Annotated in this window: 7 protein-coding genes; 5 read left to right on the top strand and 2 right to left on the bottom strand. The window is 60.4% G+C overall.

Annotated elements, in window-relative coordinates; genetic code table 11:
* Window positions 1–290: 290 nt before the first annotated feature.
* The gene (locus AC1D3C_RS15260) at window positions 291–1,691 is read left to right on the top strand and encodes a glycosyltransferase family 4 protein (protein ID WP_477483462.1); all 1,401 of its coding nucleotides are present in this window, start codon (window positions 291–293) and stop codon (window positions 1,689–1,691) included.
* A 228-nt stretch (window positions 1,692–1,919) separates the two neighbouring features.
* Window positions 1,920–2,705, top strand: a complete 786-nt coding sequence (locus tag AC1D3C_RS15255; protein ID WP_038545991.1) for a response regulator transcription factor — start codon at window positions 1,920–1,922, stop codon at window positions 2,703–2,705.
* A gap of 396 nt (window positions 2,706–3,101) precedes the next feature.
* On the opposite strand, the gene AC1D3C_RS15250 is transcribed toward AC1D3C_RS15255, so the two are convergent.
* Both AC1D3C_RS15250 and AC1D3C_RS15245 read right to left on the bottom strand, forming a co-directional pair.
* Entirely contained in the window at window positions 3,102–4,172 is a 1,071-nt protein-coding gene (locus AC1D3C_RS15250; RefSeq protein ID WP_477483461.1) for a hypothetical protein, read from the bottom strand.
* A 40-nt stretch (window positions 4,173–4,212) separates the two neighbouring features.
* A complete protein-coding gene (locus AC1D3C_RS15245) occupies window positions 4,213–4,851 on the bottom strand; it encodes a GtrA family protein (protein ID WP_477483460.1) in 639 nt (212 codons plus the stop codon).
* A 145-nt stretch (window positions 4,852–4,996) separates the two neighbouring features.
* Between AC1D3C_RS15245 and AC1D3C_RS15240 the strand changes: the two genes are divergently transcribed.
* From AC1D3C_RS15240 to AC1D3C_RS15230, 3 genes are all read left to right on the top strand, one after another.
* Entirely contained in the window at window positions 4,997–6,025 is a 1,029-nt protein-coding gene (locus AC1D3C_RS15240; protein WP_477483459.1) for a glycosyltransferase family 2 protein, read from the top strand.
* Window positions 6,022–7,665, top strand: coding sequence for a glycosyltransferase family 39 protein (locus AC1D3C_RS15235; protein ID WP_477483458.1), 1,644 nt, complete (start codon window positions 6,022–6,024; stop codon window positions 7,663–7,665). The genes AC1D3C_RS15240 and AC1D3C_RS15235 overlap by 4 nt, the downstream gene beginning before the upstream one ends.
* A gap of 562 nt (window positions 7,666–8,227) precedes the next feature.
* On the top strand, window positions 8,228–21,619 hold the full coding sequence (locus AC1D3C_RS15230; RefSeq protein WP_477483457.1) for a T1SS-143 repeat domain-containing protein: 13,392 nt from the start codon (window positions 8,228–8,230) through the stop codon (window positions 21,617–21,619).
* Window positions 21,620–21,807: the final 188 nt, after the last annotated feature.

The raw sequence follows: 21,807 nt of genomic DNA, 5'->3' as shown, positions 1-21,807 counted from the left end.
ATCCGTCCTCAGTCGAGCGGTGGTGGTGGACGATTCCGTCCTACCCCTAAAGCAGTAATGTTCTCCCACTTCCGATAGATTGATGAAGAGGGGAAGGCGAAATAACATTCATCATCAATACATACTTGTGACGGTCGGCGAGTAGTGTTTGCTCAGCCGTCATGTCAGCAGGATTTCATCAATTCAATTTGGAAATACTACATGCGTGGCAACATAAATTTCCGGAATGTTCTGGCGTTGGTGAGATTTTTCCACCGGATTGGTGGCGTTGACTGCAAAGGGGTTTGTCAATGAGCGTGGCCGGGCCGCATTCCGATAGCCTTCCACAGGTCTTCCGCGCTTTCGCCGATAAACTTTCCGAGCAGAGCCGTGCCGGGAACGGGCTTCATTCCAATGTCGCGAAATCACCGGGCAAGGCGCTCCGGCCCTTGTTGATTGCCGAGGCAGCGAATCCGGAATGGACCAGCGTGCCGCTGGTCGGCTGGAACCTTGCGCATGCGATCATGCAGAAGACCGACGCTCTGCTTGTCACGCAGGTACGGAACCGGGATGCGCTTTTGCGCGCCGGGTTGGTCGAGGGGCGCGATTTCGTCGCCATCGACAACGAAAGGGTAGCGCGCGCCTTCTACCGTCTCAGCGAACGCCTGCGGGGCGGGGAGAACAAGGGCTGGACGGTCGTGACGGCCTTTTCCTCGTTCTCCTATTATAGTTTCGAGCGAGAGGTATGGAAGCTGCTGGGCAAGCGGCTGATGGCCGGCGAATTCGACCTGGTTCACAGGATCACGCCGCTCAGTCCCACGAGCCAAAGCCCGATTGCCAGGAGGCTGAAAAAATATGGCATCCCTTTCGTCCTCGGCCCCCTCAACGGCGGCGTGCCTTGGCCGAAAGGTTTTTCGGACGTGCGAAGCCGTGAGCGCGAGTGGTTGTCGGCAATTCGCAAGCTCCATTTTTTGATGCCGTACTACCGGACAACGCGATCGGAGGCGGCAGCGCTGATTGCGGGATCCGGTCATACGCTGAGCGAGCTTCCCACGAGTTGTGCGGAAAGAGCTTTTCTCATTCCGGAAAACGCGGCCGATCTGGATCGTTTTCCATTTCAGTTGCGCGAACTCTCCGGCAACAGGTTGGCCGTCGCCTTCATCGGCAGGCTGGTACCCTATAAGGGCGCAGACATCCTCATCGAGGCCGTGGCCGCCTATCGGGGGCGTTTGAATATCGAGGTTCTCATTGTCGGTGACGGTCCCCAGCGAAAAGAACTGGAGGAGACCGTGCGTCGAAAGGGGCTTCGGGATTCCGTCAAATTTGCGGGATGGGTGGAGCAAAGGGACCTGGCTTCAACACTGGCCGGATATCAGGTGCTGGCATTGCCGAGTGTCCGGGAGTTTGGTGGCGGAGTCGTTCTGGAGGCAATGTCCATGGGCCTCGTCCCGATCGTTGCCAATTACGGAGGCCCGCCGGAGCTCATCGACGATCAATCGGGCATAGCGGTAGACTTCCACGATCGCGAGACGTTGATTACCGGTTTCACCAAGGCGTTCGAATACTTGGAAAGCAATCCCGGGCTTGTCGCTCTACTCAGCGACGCAACTTCAAGACGTGTTCGGGAAAGATACAGCTGGCATGCCAAGGCGGCCCAGATGTTCGAGATTTATAACTGGATCCTGTATGGCGGTCCAAAGCCTATATTTTGACGTACGCGTTAACTATAAGCAGATATCCAATTCCCTATCGGAACTTAGCTCGCCACTTTGATAAATATTTTTATCTATTTGCTTACTTGCTGATAGACTAAATTACGTATCAGTTGTATATTGACGTTAATAAAAGGTTGATGAGGTGGTAAGACAGTCTGTTGGCGTACTTATAGTTGCGGTTCCTGAAGGGGACAATCAGTCCTAGACTTCAGGCAAGGGGGTAAGATGAGTTCCACACCAAGCGGCTACAGCCGTTCTCCTGCTGTGGCAGATTCCTTTCGCATTATGAATGACATCCCGAAGCTCGCCGAACGAGATGATCGCGGCGGTGAGGGGGTAAACCACGATGGATGCCTGGTGATCATCGACGCGAGAGCGCTTGATCGCGAATGCCTTGCCAAAGCCCTCATCGGGCGTGGCCTCGAGATGGATGTCTGCGCTGTCGGCTCCATCGAAGAATGGAAGTTAGAGAAAGATCTCTATCCGCCCGTTCAAGCCGTTCTATTCAATATAGGCAGCCGAAAGGCCGACGATTCAGCACTCGCGGCCGACATCTCGAAATTGACGACCGAGTTCAAGTCGCCGCCGATCATCGTGCTCTCCGACTCCGATGATCTCGCGCAGGTCGTGAAAATGCTCGAGTATGGGGCTCGGGGTTTCATTCCGTCCTGCGTCGGCATCGGCGTCTGCGTGGAAGCGATCGGCCTGGCGGTTGCCGGCGGGATTTTCGTTCCTGCAAGCAGCGTCCTCTCCATGAGGCATCTGGTCAGCGCTGCGACGCCGTCGGCTGAACATCGGCCGCTCTCGGGGATGTTCACGCTGCGCCAGGAAGCGGTGGTCGAAGCGCTTCGCAGGGGCAAGGCCAACAAGATCATTGCCTACGAGCTCAATCTTCGGGAAAGCACGGTCAAGGTTCACATCCGCAATATCATGAAGAAGCTGAAAGCGACCAATCGAACAGAGGTCGCCTACAAGCTCAATGACCTCTTCCCGTACGGAGCGGCTAACTAGATCCGCCGTTCACCTGACGGACCATCCCCAAGATATCACGGCTGCGAAATCCGAACGTTCGCAGCTGCATGAAGACTACCAAAAACCACGTCAACGCTGACAGGGGCGTCGCCGCGGTACTGCCTCCTGACCTTGAAGAACTCCCGGCAGGGATCGTTCTTTGACGTTGGTGGTCGTGCATGCGCCATTGCATTGGCGAGAGACAAGGAACGGCGCAGCGCGCGCGTTCTGAAACGAATTGCGAATTCAATCTGTACGTCATCCAATCTGGCAGTCAGGGCAATGCCGATAGGGGTTCGGTGTGCCGAGACCGTGAGATCGGATTCGTGTGTCCTGGCGGTTGGATGCGGGATCGTCAGGCCCCGCCGGGCATACCATCATCGGGATGACAAGGAGTTAGGGCGACGGCTTTGACAGGGCCTTCCAATTGGGATCCGGCCAGACAAACGGGTTGTCTCCGGGTTTCGGATGGATTTCGGCAAAATAGCTCTGGCAGCGACCGACTTCGTTCGGCTCACCGGCCAGCGTCCAGTAGCTTCGGCAGACCTTTTCGACGATGACGTGCCGGCATTCTTCCATGCTCGGCGGGTCCAGGCTTTCCTGCTTCAGAAAATCGCGAGTCACGGTCCAGGCAATCTTCTGCAGTTCCTTTGCAAGATCCCGGGGTATGGTCGGCGGTGCCGCGGCACCCTCGGGCGACTGATGGTAGATCGACGCGTAATGGACTGCGGCCACAAAATAGATGCCGATATCGGTCAAATGGACATTGTCGCGGAAAATCCGATCCAGCTTCTGCCTGGTGCTTCCCGTCAGGCCGACAACTTTGTCGTCAAGTGTTCTTTTCACCAGTTCCACCAGCGCCGTGCCGGCCGGCACGACAGAGAGATTGGCCGGGCGTTTTTCAGCCTGCAGCGTCAGCCTCGCTTTCTCCGCTATGCATTGCCAGACAACCGACGCGTTCGTCTCGTGTTCCAGCCAAAGCGCGGGCTTGTCCTTGTCGACATCCAGCCAGGTGTGGACATAGAGAGTTCGGCCGTTCGGATTGCCGTCGAGAAGGCGGTCGTGAAAGTGGCGCAGGTAGCCGATCGCGTTTTCCCATATGATCGAGCCAATCGACCCATGGCCTTCCGCCACGACAAGCGTGTCGTAGGGTCGTCCGGTGCGGACATGGGTCGGGTGCAGCAGCTCCTCAATGACATTCATTTCGTCGCCATTGCGGTTCTTTCCGTATTTATATCCTGCCCAGCCGCTGCTTTCGGCGTCGTCGCCCCGGGTGCGGACCCTCAGAGGCGAGCCGATGACGATCTGTTCCTCCCAGGCAATGGTCTTGCCCTGGCTTTTGGCGATCAGCTCCACCCAGTCGGGCAAGGGATTGTCGATCAGGCTATGGCCGGTGAAGAAAACCTGTGCGGAATTTCGTGCATCGGAGACTGGCTTGGTTTCTTGCGACAGTGCGGCGCCAGACAATAGACATCCGAGAGATGCTATGACGAGGCGCTTGCGTCCTCTAGATCTGGTCAGGAGCATCGGCCTTCTCCTTTGATCTGGAGGTGTCTCCCTGCAAAGCTGCGAAATGCCTCGGTTCGCCGTTTTCCTGTTGCCCGGTCGGGACCAGTTCGCCCGCGCTCGATGCGCTGCCGAACACCCAATACTTGTTGAGAAGAAAAAGCGCGGCCGGGACGAGGGTCGCCATGAAGGGCAGGGCATAGATGCCTGGATAATCCAGCCACGTGACGATCACGAAGACGATCGACGTATTGAAGGCGAACCCCGCGACACTCGCAGCCAGAAAACGCGTCAGGCGGGCGGATGTGAGCCAACCTCCACCCGCATCGTCCCGAAAGGTCCACCCCGCTTGTCCGGTAAAAGAAATTCCGAATGCCAGGACAAAGGCGATGGCGTTGGCTGCCAGGGGCTCGACAACGAGAAGTTCGCTCAGCACGGAATAGATGGTCAGATGGGCGGCCGTCGCGAGGACGCCAACGGTTGCAAAGCGCCAGATCTGTCCGACAAGCGCCGCCGTTCCGGATCCGCGTTGAGTTCCGGCCGCTGATCTAGCTAGTTCAATCATCAGACCCCGCCCAATCAGGAGTGCGAATGATTTCGTGGACAGAGAAGTCCGGCGAAATCTTCCCAAGACGACCATACACGTCGGATAACCGCACCATCATCCTGCCCAAAAGGCGTAAGGCTGACCGTATCGGAGATACAGGCGGTTCCATCAAAAGCATAAGTGGGCAAGGGTGGAGAGGTCGGCCTAGGATTGCCGCATCGAACCCGCGAGGACTGCGATGCCGAAGCGCCCAATCGAGAGCAGGCCCGTATCGACCATTAGTCTGATCATTCCGGTCCACAACGAAGAAGCGGCCATAGCGCCATTTCTCGAAGCGGCCCAGGAAGCCCTGGATCCTTTGCGCGACGACGGTATCCTGTTCGAATTCATCTTCATCAACGATGGGAGCCGGGACCGCACCCTCGATCGTCTGACGGAGGCCCAGCACGACGAACCGCGCATCCGGATCATCGACCTGTCGCGCAATTTCGGTAAGGAGGCGGCAATGACCGCCGGACTGGATGCCTGCCAGAGCGATGCCGCGATCCCGATCGATGTCGACCTGCAGGATCCTCCCTACGTCATCCCCTTGCTGATTGCGAAATGGCGCGAAGGTTTCGACGTGGTGCTGGCCAGGCGGGCGGACCGTTCAAGCGACGGATTTCTCAAGCGCCACACCGCCTCGATGTTCTACCGGCTGCACAATCTGATCGCCTCGCAGGAGATACCGTCCAACGTCGGCGATTTCCGGCTGGTAGACCGCCAGGTGATCGATGCCCTCAGACAGCTTCCGGAACGACGCCGTTTCATGAAGGGCCTGTTTGCCTGGGTGGGCTTCAAGACGACGGTTGTCGAGTATGTCCGGGAGCCGCGCGTCGCAGGGCAGTCAAAATTCTCCGGCTGGCGGCTTTGGAATTTCGCGCTGGAGGGGATCACTTCCTTTTCGAGTGTGCCGCTGGAGATCTGGACCTATGTCGGAGCATCGATCTCGCTCGCGTCCTTCGGTTATGGCCTGCTGACCATCTTCAAGACGCTGTATTTCGGCGTCGAAGTTCCCGGTTATGCGTCGCTGCTGGTCAGCATGCTGTTCCTCGGCGGCATCCAACTGATCGGTATCGGTATACTCGGCCAGTATCTCGGACGCGTTTATGCCGAGATCAAGCAGCGACCGATCTATATCGTGCGCCAGAACCCCGCCGCACAGGCTCCGCAGGACAATCTGGTTTCGATCGGTCCGAGAGTCCGCCGTCGGCGGGCCACGATATGAGCGCCAATATGGACGCCGTGCGAATTGCCTATCAAAAGGCAATCAGGCGCAAGGATGCTGCCGCCGACTACGAGAAATCCTCACCGCGCGGCGGAACGCCATCGGATGTATCGGGTGATACGCGGAGATGGGGCAACATCCCGACCTTTCTCGTCGCGCTGATCGCTACCGGCATAGCGCTCCGGATTCTCAACCTGACCCTCGACGCTTCGCTATGGGAGGACGAGGTGTTTTCCGTCGCACTGGCCGAAAGCCCGCTGATCGACCTCCTATTCGCGGCGTTGCGCTTCGACACGCATCCGCCGCTCTATTATGTCCAGCTGCACATATGGGCGGCGTTCGGCGACAGCGACCGCTGGTACATCCTCAACTCCACGCTTCTGAGCATTGCAGCCATCGCGGCGATCTACGAGGCTTGCAGGCGCGTCCACGATCGCAGCGTCGCGCTCTGGGCAGGCGCCATCTTCGCCGTGATGCCGCTCCAGCTTTTCTTTGCGGAAAATGTCCGCATGTATCCGATGCTCGCCATTTTGGAGATCGCCCTCTGGTACGTGCTGCAGACGATGGTGAGAGATCGTCATGCGTCGAGAGGGCGGCTCATCGCGGCGCTCTGCCTCGGGCTTGCCGTAACCCTCACCCACGGGCTCGGGTTCTTCGTGACCTTCTTCCTCTTCCTGCATGCGGCGATCCGGCTTAGACGGGCCGCCTCCGGCCGGGATCTGCTATTCCTGATAGGGATCTACGTGGTGGTGGCGCTGGCCGCGCTCTATCCGCTGGTGATCGGGGCAATCCGGCAGACGGAGGGTATAGCCGGTTTCGATCTGCCGGCGATCGGCATCCATCTGACGCTGACGCTTCTCGGCCTGGAGTTTCCGTGGCCGACCGTTGCGGGCTTCCTGATGCTGCCGCTGGTGACACTTCTGCCGCTTTCCGAACCCCGGGCCCGTTGGCCCGGCGGTCTCCTGGTCCTGTTGCCGCTTGCGGTGCTGCTCGCCATCTCGCTGCTCTTCAAGCCGGTCTTCATCTACCGGACGCTGGGGCTCTTCCTGCCTTTTCTGGCAATCTCGCTTGCCCTTTACGCCGATGCGGTTTTCAAGGCGCATGCCATCGCACAGCGGATTGTCGTCTCGGCCGTTGTTCTGCTGATGTTGGCCGGCGGCCTGAACTACACCCTGAAATTCGAAAAGCGAGGATATCGCGAGATCATAGCCGCATGGGAGGCACAGTCTCCGACGGACGCCGTCCTCATGACGAACGGGCCTTCGGAATTCTGGGCAGTCCTGCGATACCTCAATAACGGAGAGGGAAGACGGAGCGCCCTGGAGGTTCAGCCGCCGGTCAGGGACGGCATGCTGCGGATCAAACAGAAACTGGAGGGTGTCGGCGCCGCGAGCCTGGGGCTGTTCGGGCGTTCGAATTATGCCCAGGTCGGAAACCGCAGGATCTATCCGTATTTCGCCGAGGATGTCGCGTCCGGCCTTTCTGCCTTCTGGACCCTCAATCCTCCAAAAGCCGGCTGCGCCTTGGCGAATGCGGGAATTGGTGCGGATGTCTCCGGCTACCGGGAGGATGCCGATATCTCGCTCAGCGGCCACCATCTTGCTGAATGCCGCAATTTGCGGTTCGGCCCGAAAGCATAAACCGCAGCTTGCTGATCCGGTGAGGCCGGAGTCCGAGAGAGATGATACAAATTTTATTAAAACTTGATATAGTATAGTTTGCGGATTGCTCGGCTTCTTACGGAACGTTGCTTGAATGACCGAACAATCATCGTTTCCGGCAGCGAGTCCGCGGGTCTGCCAAAGCAGACTCCGCATGCCAGCCAGTAAAATCATCGCGTTATAGCTTGCTTGGCTTATCCAACACCCAATCTGATTGGGCCTATCCGCCACCGGCCAGGCAAAATTGCGGGCCGAATCAACCCTCGTCCGTCGGCGAATCGGTTGCCTGAGACGGCCCTAGCCCGATCAGGTCGAGCGTATGCCTGTAGCAATCATCCAAGATACCGTTTGGAAACCATGTTTTTAGCCCGGTAGGGGCAAGATGTGTGGCTTTAATACGTCTCCCGGGACCCCAGTTAACCTTCCGTCAACAATTCCTTTCCCCGCACATAACCGGCTATATCCCGAAGGTTAAGGAACTCTTGCTTTATATTTGGGGGCGGAGTTGATTGCGGCACAGTTTTTATTGGGGGTTAGAGTCATGTCCGTTGAAGATCCGCGCCTGTCGAACATCTCGGAAGAAAATCTGACTGAGAATTTCTCGTCGGATATCCAGGAGGAAATTGCATCCTCCTCGACACCTTCTCCGATCGAGCACGAGATCCAGGTGGCGCAGGCCGGTGATGGCCGCACTCCGACGACGGGCCGCGTCCCGACGGATCCGAACGCGCCGGTGGCTCCTCCTGCAGCTCCGGCCGCGGAAGTGACCCCGGATGCCAACAACATCGTTCACCTGGCGGCAAACGTTGCGATTGACGATGTCCACGTCGACGGCGCGAACCTGATCCTGGTCCAGGCGGACGGCACCGAGATTGTCATCCTCAACGGCGCCACCAAGATCCCGACGATGCTGATCGGCGAAGTCGAGGTTCCCCAGCAGGTGCTTTTCGCAGCGCTGGAAGACAGCGGCATCAACGTCGCGGCCGGCCCCGATGGATCCTATAGCGCAAGCGGCCGCCCCGACAGCTCCGGCGCTCAGTTCGAAGACTCGATCCAGGGGAACCAGAACGGCCCCATTCAGCTGGCCTCCCTGCTCGGCGACACGGACTTTGGTGGTGGCGGAGGGCTTGACGCCCAGACGGGCGCAGACGATCAGCCGATTGCTATCAATATGTCGACGCCGTTCGCTCTGACCGAATCGGTGCTCGTCGACGGCATCACCGGCAACGAGACCATCACCGGCGTGCTGCAGTTTGACGGCGGCGGCGACTTCGGAATTGTGACTTCGGTCAATTTCAACAACGCCAACGATCTGAACGAGGGGCCGACCCCGACCCCTGGCGCCACGGAGGCGCTGTTCTCAGGCGGCCATCCGGTCACCGTCACGACATCTCCGGACGGCCTGACGGTCACCGGGACGATCACGGTTGGCGATGTTACCACCGCGGTATTCACGTTCCACGTCACGAATGCGGTGACTGGTGAATTCACCTTCACGCAATCCCAGCCGCTTGATCATCCGGATGGCAACGAGGTCAGCGCCGACGATATTCTGCGGTTGAACTTCTCGTTCACGGTTACCGACAAGGACGGCGACGCATCCACCGGTTCGTTCATGATCGATATCGCCGACGACGGTCCGTCGATCAGCGGTCCAGTGAAGCTCGCTTCGGTGAACGAGGACGATCTTTCGAATGGCAATGACGAGGGAGAATCGCACGAGAGCCTCGTCAGTTCGGCAGCTCTTGGCATTTCCTGGGGTGCCGACGCCAATGTCAAGGGCGAGTCGGAAGGCGACACTTTCGGTCGCTCGATTGCCTTCAATAGCGACGGCCTGCCGCAGAACCTGACGTCGGGTGGCGTTGGAATCGTCTATGGCGAGGCGACGGTTTCGGCCAATGGTACGGTGACCATAACGGCATACAAGGGCGTCGAAGGTCCGGCGGTGTTCACCGTCACCCTCGATCCGACCTCCGAGCATGGCACGGCGACGTTCGAGCTGAAGGGGCCGCTTGACCATGCTTCCGACAGCGATGCTCTTCCGCTGACTTTCAATTATACGGCAACGGACGCCGATGGCGATTCGCAGACCGGCAGCTTCTCCGTCACGGTCGACGACGATATTCCGACGATCGGCGAGAATTCGCTGGTTCAGCTCGACGACGATGCGCTGACCGGCGGTAATCCGGCAGGCAACGGCGATGATGCCGACTCCGTCAACGCCACGGGCGTACTCGCGCATTCTTACGGCGCCGATGGCGCCGGTTCGGTGCTGTGGATCGGCAGCGGCCTGACGCTGCCTGAAGGCTTCACCGCGACGCCGTCCGAAGACGGCAAGGTGATGACCATTTATCAGGGCGAACGCGCAGTCGTTTCGATCACCATCACCGACACGGTGACGGGCGCCTATGAGGTCACCCAGCTTGCACCGATCAACCATCCGCAGGGGACGATCCCGGGGACGGAAGACAATGTGCAGTTCACGATTTCCTACCAGGTCACCGACAAGGACGGCGATGCGGCTGCAACGCCGGGTACACTGACCATCAATGTCGACGACGATATTCCGACGATCGGCGAGAATTCGCTGGTTCAGCTCGACGACGATGCGCTGACCGGCGGTAATCCGGCAGGCAACGGCGATGATGCCGACTCTGTCAATGCGACGGGCGTACTCGCGCATGCTTACGGCGCCGATGGCGCCGGCTCGGTGCTGTGGATCGGCAGTGGCCTGACGCTGCCTGAAGGCTTCACCGCGACGCCGTCCGAAGACGGCAAGGTGATGACCATCTATCAGGGCGAACGCGCGGTCGTTTCGATCACCATCACCGACACGGTGACGGGCGCCTATGAGGTCACCCAACTTGCACCGATCAACCATCCGCAAGGGACGATCCCGGGGACGGAAGACAATGTGCAGTTCACGATTTCCTACCAGGTCACCGACAAGGACGGCGATGCGGCTGCAACGCCGGGCACGCTGACCATCGATGTCAATGACGACACGCCAGTCTCGAAAGGTGTGGTGACGGCTTCGCGTGTTCTGGACGACGAAGCGCAGAGCGAGTTCACGCCGGCCAACAATGGCGGCTTTAACGATGCGAACCCGAACTACAGCACGGTATCGGGCGGTGCAGGTGCGCTGTTCACGGCGGGTGCGGACGGGGTGAAGTCGGTCGCGATCTCTGGTCCTGCCTTTGACGTGGTCTACAAGGATGCTCAGGGTTTTGCGAAGACGGAAGCGGTTTCGTGGAGCGGCGGTGTGGTCGGTTCCGACGGGACGACGACGTTCACGGCGACGAGCGCCAACTATCCGGCCGGGACCCCGGCTGCGATCCTGGTGATCAAGGCGGACGGCTCCTACACGCTGACGCTCGGTGCGCCGGTCGCACATGACACGGTAAGCATCTTTGAAGACAACAAATCGCTGTCGTTCGACTTTACGGTGACGGACGGCGACGGCGACAAGGCGACGGGTACGCTGAAGGTTGAGATCGACGACGATACGCCGGTGTCGCAGGGTACTGTGACGGCGTCGCGTGTTCTCGACGACGAAGCGCAGAGCGAATTCACGCCGGCCAACAATGGCGGCTTTAACGATGCGAACCCGAACTACAGCACGGTGTCGGGCGGCGCGGGTGCGCTGTTCACGGCGGGTGCGGACGGGGTGAAGTCGGTCGCGATCTCCGGTCCTGCCTTTGACGTGGTCTACAAGGATGCTCAGGGCTTTGCGAAGACGGAAGCGGTTTCGTGGAGCGGCGGTGTGGTCGGTTCCGACGGGACGACGACGTTCACGGCGACGAGCGCCAACTATCCGGCCGGGACCCCGGCTGCGATCCTGGTGATCAAGGCGGACGGCTCCTACACGTTCACGCTGGGTGCGCCGGTCGCACAGGGCTTCACCTTCCTGCCGGGCGTCGAAGAGAGCAAGACGCTGTCGTTCCACGTGACGGTGACGGACGGCGACGGCGACCATGTGAACGCCACGCTGAAGGTCGACGTCAACGACGATACGCCTGCGCCGATCGTCTCCTTCGTGTCCGGTTCGGCGATGCTGGACGACGAAGCGCAGAGCGAATTCACGCCAGCCAATCTCGGCGGCACCAATGACGCGTCTCCGGACGTCAAGATCGTCACGGGCGGTGCGGGCACGCTGTTCAAGATGGGTGCAGACGGGCTTGGCGCGCTTGCGGTCGATCTTCCCGGGTTCAGCGTCGTCTACAAGGACGGCAATGGTTTTGCCCAGACGGAATCGGTGACCTGGGGTGCTGGCGTTCGCGGTGCCGACGGCATGACGACCTATACGGCGACGAGCGCCAACTATCCGGCCGGGACTCCGGCTGCGGTCCTGGTGATCAAGGCGGACGGCTCCTATTCGTTCGAACTCGGTGCACCGGTTGCCCATTCGGCCGCGGGGACGTCGGAAGAGAACAAGTCGCTGACGTTCGATTATCTCGTGACGGATGGCGACGGTGACCATGCCGGCGGYGYCCTGACCATCRATGTCAAYGACGAYACGCCGAAGGCCAATGTGGTGACCTCGACGACGGTTCTCGACGACGAGGCTCAAGGGTCGGGTAATGCCGGCGGTTTGGGCGACGTTGCCAACGAGCATGTCGCGATCGGGCTTGCCGGTTCGCTGTTCACCGCGGGCGCCGACGGCGTCAAGTCGGTGGCCATCAACGGTCCGGCATTCAGTGTGATCTACGAACAGGGCGGCCTTGCCAAGACGGAATCCGTCGACTGGAGCAATGGCGTCAAGGGCGCCAATGGCTCGACGACGTTCACGGCGACCGGCCATGTCTCCGGCCAGACCGCCGCAGTTCTGGTCGTCAACGCCGATGGTTCCTACAACTTCACCGCCGAGGCGCCGATCGTCCATCCGACCGCCGGCACCACCGAAGAGAACACGACCCTGTCGATCGGCGTCACCGTTACCGATGGTGACGGCGACACCTCCTCCGGCACCCTCAATATCGTCGTCAACGACGACACGCCGGTTTCCACCGGTGTGATCGGCACCGGCGCGATCACCGAAAGCGCCGCAGGCGGTTCGATTGCAGGCGAGCTTTCCGCCCTGGTATCGCCGGGCGCTGACGGTCTTGGCCGCTACTCGGTTGAAACCACCGGTCTGTCCTCCAGCCTGACTTCGCTGACGTCCGGCGGTGTCGCGCTTACCTATTCCGTTGTCGGCAATGCCCTGGTGGCGAAAGCCGGTGCGGCGACGATCTTCACCTTCAGCGTCGATCCGGCCACCGGCCATTACACCTTTACGCAGACCGGCCCGCTCGACCACACCGACAGCGTGGTTATCGATGGCGTGTCGATCCCGGCTGCTACTCTCGATGCTGCCGGCAGTCATGCGGCTGTCGCTGATGTCGGCGGCAACGATCTCGCCTTCGTGGGACACATGCCGGACGGCGACGCGATTATCCGCGTCAGCAATTCTGGCAATTCCGCAGTCACTTGGACGCTGGACAACAATAACCCCGGTGGAACGGACTATGTTCTCAACATCCCGGCCCACACCACCTGGTATGTGAATGTCGGCAATGTCCCGAACCAGACGAAGTTCGATCTTGACGGTGTAGGTTCGCCGAATGGCTCTACAACAGTCAACAATGGTCATTCGATTACCTTCACCGACGGCGACGGTTCGCTGGCGCTGGACCTTTCGTCCGCCGTCACGGTAACCGATGGCGACGGCGACAGCGTGGCGCTCCATGACCAGCTGATCGTCACCGTCACCGATAGCGTGCCGACGGCCGGCCCCAATGCCATCGGAACGGTCGAGGAAGGCGGCTCGGAAACCATCACCGCCGCCCTGACAGGCCTCTCCTGGGGTGCGGATGCCGGCAGCGCGCGTACGCTTTCCTTCACTGGAAGTGTCGCGACAAAGGATCAAAACGGAGCGTCGGTGACGACGCTCAGCTCGAACGGCAATCCGGTGACGATCGCCGTCATCGGTGGTGTGCTTACCGGGTTCACCGGCTCTGCCAACCCGCCGGCGCTGGACCATATCGTCTTTACAGCATTGCTCAATGCTGCGACCGGCGGTTACACCTTCTCGCTGCTTCAGCCGCTGGACCATACGGCGCCGAATGCGACGAGCCAGTATCTCGATCTGGCCCTCGGGTTCACCGCCACCGATGCAGACGGCGACGCCGCCACCTCGACGGTGACCGTTCGCGTCGATGCCGCCGGCTCGATCGACTCGATCAACTATTCCAGCCTTTCCACCAGCGTCTTCGTCAACCTTGACGGTGCTGCCCACATGGTCGGCGGCCAGACCGTTACAGCTGACACCGCGACCGACGGTGCCACCGTGATCGACAAAGTGATTGGTATCGACAGCGTCTCGGGCATCGTCGATGCCCTGGGTGGTGCCGGCAACGATGTGCTGATCGGCGGCGACGAGGCCAACAAGCTCACCGGCAATGGTGGCAACGATTACCTGGATGGCGGTCTCGGAGCCGATGTTCTCGACGGCGGTGAAGGTAACGACACCTTCGTCCTCGGCGCGGATGTGACCGGTTCCGGCACCCGCAACATTCAGCTGGGTGACGGCAGCCTGCTGGCGGTCAATATCGCTGGTCTTGCCGGCACTGCCGACCAGGTTATCGGTGGCGCAGGATACGACACGATCATCCTGGAGCGTGACGGCAAATCGGGCTTCGTGGCCGATTACAGCACGGCTCCCGGTTATCTCTCCGGCGTCGAAAAGATCGTCGGCACCGATGGCAATGACGTCATTCTTCTGGCTGCGGGCTCCACTGCGGACGGCGGACCGATCACCATCGAAGGTGGCGACGGCAACGACATCCTCGGCGGTTCGAATTCCGCCGATATCATCAACGGCGGCACGGGCAACGACCTGATCTCCGGTCTCGGCGGCAACGACATTCTCAAGGGCGGTGCCGGTAACGACAAGATCTGGGGCGGTCTTGGCGCCGACAAGCTCTATGGCGAAGACGGCAACGACATGCTGGTCGGCGGCAAGGGCGACGATCTGCTCGACGGCGGCACCAACAGTGCCGTTGGCTTCAACCGGCCATCCAACCCTGCATCGGGTGACGCCGCAACGATTATCGCTTCGGCTTTCGGCGGCGACACCGCAGACTACTCGTCGCTGACGACGGGTGTGTTCGCCAACCTGGGTGACGCCGCAACTTGGCCGGCCGCTATTCCGGCCCACAGCGCAATCGATAGCAACGGCGCCAATGATGCGGTCGGAACGGATACGCTTGTCGACATCGAAAACCTGACGGGCGGTATCGGCGACGATATTCTGGCCGGTGACGGAAACGACAACATCCTCAAAGGCGGCGCAGGTTCCGACACGCTTCTCGGTGGTGCAGGCAGCGACCTTCTCATCGGTGGCGATGACAATGTTGGCGACAACCTCTATGCCGGTTCCGGTAATGACGTGCTCGTCCTCGGCAATGGCGGTGGTACGGCCAAGGGCGAAGGCGGCAACGACCTGATCTATGGCGGCTCCAGCGGCGATTGGCTCTATGGCGAAGACGATGGCAACCCGAACCCGGTCGACGCCGGCGACGACATCATCTTCGCTGGTGGCGGCAACGACCATATCGAAGGGGGCGGCGGTGCCGACAAGCTGTATGGCGAAGACGGCGACGATACGCTGATCGGGGGCAAGGGCGACGACCTGATTTCCGGCGGCACAGGCAACGACACCTTCGTCTATAAGGTTGGCGACGGTGCCGACGTCATCGACGGGGGCACGGAAACCGGCTCGATCTTCCCGGACTACGACGTCCTCAAGATCGCCGGCGATGCCGAGGGCCGCACCTTCACGATCGGCAAATCGACCCTGGCGGACCCGCAGAATGTTGCGCCGGCCGACGATCGGCCCGACGTGCTGGTCACCTATAGCGGCACCGGCGGAACGACTGTGCGGGCCGACGAAATCGAAGGCATCGAGATCACCCTGCATGCAGGCGGCGGCACGATCAATGTCGGCGATCTCTCCGGCACCGCCATCGCACCTTCGACCATCGCCATCACCGGCGGCACCGGCGACGACGTCATCAACCTGGCCGGTCTTGCCGGCACCAAGGTGGTCGTCACCGACGCCGACGACACCACTGGCGGCGACGTGGACACGATGATCCTGGCCGGCAAATGGGCCGACTACGACATCGTTCGGGCCTCCGACGGCACCTTCTCCTTCAGCCTCGGCGGCACCGTCGTGGCGACGGCGAAGAACATCGAGCAGTTCACCTTTGCCGGTGAGAACAACGGCAACGGCGGCACCGTGCAGGCCATCGAGCTGGTCAACGATGCGCCGCATGCCATTGCCGACACCAATGCGGGTGATCCGGTAATCGAGGCCGGCGGCATCGCCAACGGCACGGCCGGCGACGCTTCGGCAACCGGCAATGTGCTGACCAACGATACCGACGCCGATATCTTCGACACCAGGACCGTCACCTCGATCCAGTTCGCCGGCGGCGGATTGACGGCCGTTCCCGGCAATAATGGCGATGTCACGGTTGCCGGCACCTACGGTACGCTGACAATCCATGCGGATGGCAGCTATGCCTATGCACTGGACAACAATGACGCCGACACCCAGGCGCTTGTCCAGAACACGCACGCCAGCGAAGTCTTCACCTACGGGATGAAGGATGCCCATGGCCTGACTTCGACTGCGTCGCTGACCATCGCGATCACCGGCACCAACGACGCCACGGTCATCGACCTGAATGGCGCGGCTGGCGGAAACGGTGCGGCGACCAACGCCACGGAACAGACACCGCAGCAGTTCGCCTGGCAGGCAAGTCTTGCAGACGTCGACTCTTCGACGCTGCAGTCGATGACGGTGACGCTTGCCCACAACCTTGATGGAGCAAGCGAGACGCTCTTCCTCAACGCGACGGCAACCGCCGCCGCCGTGGGCTTGAACGTCGGCTACAATTCAACCACCGGCGTGCTGTCGGTCACCGGTTTGGCATCGATCGCCACCTATGAGACGATCCTCAAGAACATCGTCTACCAGGACAACAGCGATAACCCGGATACCTCGATCGACCGCACCCTGACCGTTGTGGTCAATGATGGGGTTTCCGATAGCGCGCCGCAGGTTGCGACCGTTCACATGATCGCCATCAACGACGCGCCGGTATTGGCCGGCACGTTGACTGGGGTGGTCGCCGAAGGCGGCAGCCACGTCCTCACTTTCGCCGAACTCGGCTATACCGATCCGGACGATGTCGACGGCGGCGTGGTCTTGCAGGTCTCCGATGTGACGCACGGGGTGATTTCCAACGGCGGAGCTTCGGCGACCTCGTTCACCGCCGCCGAACTCAAGGCCGGCCTGATCACCTACACCCATGACGGTTCGGAAGGTCCGACCGCATCCTTCTCGGTCAAGGTCGAGGACGGCAACGAGGACAACTCGGCACCCGGCACCGGCACCTTCAACTTCACCGTGACGCCGGTCAACGATGCACCGGTGGCGCATGACGACGTCTATTTCATCGACGAGGACACCACCCTCTCGGGCGTCAACGTATTGACGAACGACACGGATGCCGAAGGCGATACCCTCATCAGGGTTGGCAACATAACGGTTGGGGGGAACCCGGCCGCATCCGCATCGCTGGAGACAGGCGGCGCGTTGACCTATCACGCGGAGGCAAACGAGAGCGGTTATTCGGTCATCGGCTATACGGTCTCCGACGGCAACCTCACGAGCCAGGGTACGATCACCGTCAATATCCGTCCGATCGCGGACGCCGCCACCATCTCCGGCTCCGGCTCCGGCAGCGAAGATGGTGCGGCCGCCATTGGGCTCAATATTGCTCTTGGCGACACGGATCATTCCGAGAAGGTGACACGAGTTGAGTTGAGCGGTTTCCCGGACGGTGCAACCTTCAACCAGGGCTCGTTGCAGGGTGGTGTCTGGGTCATCGAGAATGCTGCCGGGGTTGTTACCACCGGGCTGACGATGACTCCGCCGGCCAATTACAACGGCAACTTCACGCTGAACGTGGCAGCAACGGTCCTCGACAGCGCTATGCTCTCCGATGGCCTTCACACGGATACCGCGGTTTCGACCGGTTCGATCGAGGTTGCCATCACAGCGGTGAACGATGCGCCGGTTCTCGTCCAGCCGATTGCCGACCAGAGCATTGCGGAGGAAGGCACGATTTCCTTCCAGGTTCCGGCAGGCACGTTCTCGGACATCGACTCGGCACTGACCTACACGGCAACCCTCGGCGATGGTTCGGCACTGCCGGCCTGGTTGCACTTTGACGCCGGGACAGGGACTTTCAGCGGTGTTGCGCCGTTGAACTACAACGGCAGCTTCGATGTGAAGGTGACTGCCACCGACGGTTTGAACGACGTTTCGGACACCTTCAATATCGCGGTCACGCCGGTCAACGATACGCCGACCCCGCACAACGACGTCTTTTTCGTCGACGAGGACCATACGCTCTCCGGCGTCAATATCCTCGCCAACGACACCGATGTCGACGGGGATACTCTGCATCCGACCGCGGCGACCATCACGTCGGGGCCGACGGGCAGCGGCCTCCTGTACTCCAACGGGGACCTGGTCTACACGCCGCACGCCAACGCCAGCGGTATCACCACGATCCAGTATACGGTATCCGACGGCAGCGGCGCCGCAAACGCCACGGCTTCGGCAACCATCACGGTCAATATTCGGCCGGTGGCTGATACTGCGACGATTTCCGGTTCTGGTCTCGGCGCTGAAGACGCAGCGGCCAACATCGCGCTCAACATTGCCCTTGGCGACACCGACGGGTCGGAAAAGGTGACGCGGGTCGAACTGTCGGGCTTCCCGGCCGGTGCGACCTTCAGCCAAGGCGCGCTCGAAGGTGCGGTTTGGGTCATCACCGATGCCGCCGGGGTCAATACCTCCGGCCTGACGATGACACCGCCGCACGATTTCGCCGGCAATTTCAACCTGAACGTTGCTGCGACGGTCCTTGACAGCGCCACGCTCACCGACGGTCTGCACACCGATACCCTGGTTTCGACCGGTTCGATCGAGGTTGCCATCACGGCGGTGAACGACGGCCAGGCAACGATCTCGATTTCCGACAGCACTCCGGCGACCCCGCCGACGGTCGGCGATGTTCTGCACGCCACGCTGGGTTCCGATCCGGACGGCGCCGCGAGCAACGTCGTCCACACTTGGCTGCGTGACGGCACCGCGTTCGGTGCGACCACGGCGGATTACACTCTTACTTCCGCCGATGTTGGGCACCAGATATCAGTCCAGACCACCTATGTTGACGGCCAGAACTTCAATGAGACGGTCACCAGCGGTGCGACGGCAACCGTCATCACCAACAACCATGCGCCGGTTGCCGTAAACGATACGCTGTCGTTCGGCGGCGGCGCGACCCCTGCTCCAAGTGGCACGGGCTGGTCGCTCAACACGGATAACGGTCACTACTACAAGGTCGTCAATTCGCAAGTAAGCTGGTCGACGGCTGTGAATAACGCGGAAAGTGCGGGCGGCTATCTGGCGACGGTTACCAGCGCCGGAGAGAACACCTTTATTCAATCGCTGATGGGAGCCAACAAGTTCTACTGGCTCGGCGCGTCTGACGCCGGAACCGAAGGTGTTTGGAAATGGGTCACGGGCCCGGAGGCCGGCACGACTTTCTGGACAACCACGAATGTCGACGCCAATGGCGTTCAAGGCACCGCATCGGGCTTCAATTCCTGGCCTCTCGCCGCTGTCCCTGGTTATGTTTATGAGCCCAACGACAATTGGGGCGTTGGTGAAGACTATCTTCTCGCCCGCAAGGACGGCTGGTGGAATGACGGTACGAGCTCGAGCAGCGGATCCAACGGCTATGTGATCGAAGTCGGTGGCGCGATCACCAACGGTGGCATATCCGAGGACGTTACCAAGACGTTCGCGGCCACGTTGCTGACCGCCAACGACACCGATGCCGATGGCGACACCCTGACGGTGACTTCCGTTACCAACAGTGCCGCCGGCGCCACCGTTACCTTGAACAACGACGGCACGATCAGCTACAACGCTTTGTCTTCCACGACGTTGCAGGCGCTCCATGCTGGCGACGTCCAGACGGACACCTTCTCCTACACGATCAGCGATGGTCATGGCGGAACCTCGACGGCAACGGCGACGATCACCATCAACGGTGTCAACGACGCCGCAGTGGTCAGCGGCGTGGGGACAGGTACAGTGACGGAGGCGACCAGCGCCAACACTGGAACGCCAACCGCGACCGGTGATCTCAACTCGACCGATGTCGACGGCACTAATGACGCCTGGACCGCTGTGACGACGGCGACCGCGAGCGCCAACGGCTACGGCACCTACACCATGGATGCCACCGGACACTGGACCTATGCGCTGGACAACGCCAATCCGACCGTCAATGCGCTGAATGCAGGCAGCCAGCTGAGTGATACGTTCACCGTCACGACGGCGGACGGAACAGCAAAACTGGTAACGGTGACGATCAACGGAGCCACGGATCCGGCGCTTCCGGCGACGGCAAATGTCTACGATGTAGGCAAAAATAGTGCGGGGAATTCGGCCGCTTCTGCCTATGTTTTGAATGGTCCGGGAGCCGTAACCACATTCGTCAAATCGGCGGATCCCGACATCACGGATGCCTCGCATAACCCGTCGATCACTATCAGCGCGGAGGCAACCAACGGCCAGACGGATTATTACAAGTTCGTTGTCACCCAGAATGGAACTGTCGTTACCTTCGATATCGACCACACCGGCATGGATACCTGGATCCGTATTCGCAATTCCGCGAACGACACCACCATTGCTGAAAATGATCAGGGCAACCCGGTCGATGGTGGCAGCAGCTCGAACAATGAATCCTACCTGTCAGCGACTCTGAATGCAGGAACTTACTACCTCCAGGTTGGGCGGGCAGCGTACAGCCAGCAGGCAGGGGATTATGTCTTCTCCACCTTTAACAACACCGCCCAGACCTACGAACTTCAGGTCTCCATCAAGGCGCCAGGCGTTGACCCGCTCATCCTCGACCTCGACCATAACGGCGTCGCGCTGACCTCGCTCGACCATGGTGTCACCTTCGACATCAATGCCGACGGCCATGCCGACAAGATCGCCTGGACTGCCGGCACCGATGGCATTCTTGCCTTCGACGTGAACGGCAATGGCAAGATCGACAACGGTGCGGAAATCTTCTCTCCGGACTTTGCCGGCGGCCATTATGCAGACGGCCTGGCGGCACTTGCCACGCTGGACAGCAACCATGACGGCAAGATCGATGCTCTGGATGCCGATTTCGGCAAGCTGCTGGTCTGGCAGGATCTCAACCACAACGGCATCAGTGATGCCGGGGAGCTGCTTGGCCTCGATGCTCACGGAGTCACCAGCCTGTCGCTGGATACCGCGGCCTCCAGCACAACGATCGACGGCCAGACGATCCTGGCGGAAGGCAACTTCCATATGGCTGATGGCTCGACCGGCAGCTTTGTCGAGGTAGCCTTCGACACCGAGTTCGGCAGCTTCGACCACTCCCTGGTCGGAACGGATGGCGACGACATCCTTGCCGGCATGCCGGGCCTGACGCAGATGACCGGCGGTGCCGGCGCGGATACCTTCGTGCTCGACCCTTCGGCTCTGCACGAACTCGACATGGCCGACATCATTACCGACTACAAGTCGAGCGAAGGCGATGCGGTCGATGTTTCGAAGCTCCTCGACACCCTGCTTGGTCATCAGGCAACCGGTGAAGAGGCTGCCGCGAACGTTCGCACCACGATTGCCGGGAACGACACGACCGTCAGCGTTCAGGTGGCGACCGATAGCTGGAAGGACGTCGCCGTGCTTCAAAATCACACGGAAGCCGTCAAGATCCTCTTCGACGACGACAAGCACGCGGCCAACATATCTCATGTCTAAGTGAAGATTGCCCAAAATCGAAACAACGGAAAAGGCGCGCAAGCGCCTTTTCTTGTTTCAGAAGATGCTGATCAATAAAATAATACCAAAACTTGAGTCTCTTCAATTTTATACACTTTTGAGGCGTTACGTGATTTGCGGCCAACTACGGAAGGGACATACCGATGTGTCTCGGAGGCTACACAAGA

The sequence above is a fragment of the Neorhizobium sp. P1_A6 genome, assembly GCF_056406795.1.
Note: the sequence above shows the minus strand (reverse complement) of the source record. Positions and strands in the feature narration are given on the sequence as shown.

Bases quoted from the DNA above. Each gene is read 5' to 3' on its own strand.
- AC1D3C_RS15260 (WP_477483462.1), top strand. From the start codon at position 291: ATGAGCGTGGCCGGGCCGCATTCCGATAGCCTTCCACAGGTCTTCCGC.
- AC1D3C_RS15255 (WP_038545991.1), top strand. From the start codon at position 1,920: ATGAGTTCCACACCAAGCGGCTACAGCCGTTCTCCTGCTGTGGCAGAT.
- AC1D3C_RS15245 (WP_477483460.1), bottom strand. From the start codon at position 4,851: ATGGTCGTCTTGGGAAGATTTCGCCGGACTTCTCTGTCCACGAAATCA.
- AC1D3C_RS15240 (WP_477483459.1), top strand. From the start codon at position 4,997: ATGCCGAAGCGCCCAATCGAGAGCAGGCCCGTATCGACCATTAGTCTG.
- AC1D3C_RS15235 (WP_477483458.1), top strand. From the start codon at position 6,022: ATGAGCGCCAATATGGACGCCGTGCGAATTGCCTATCAAAAGGCAATC.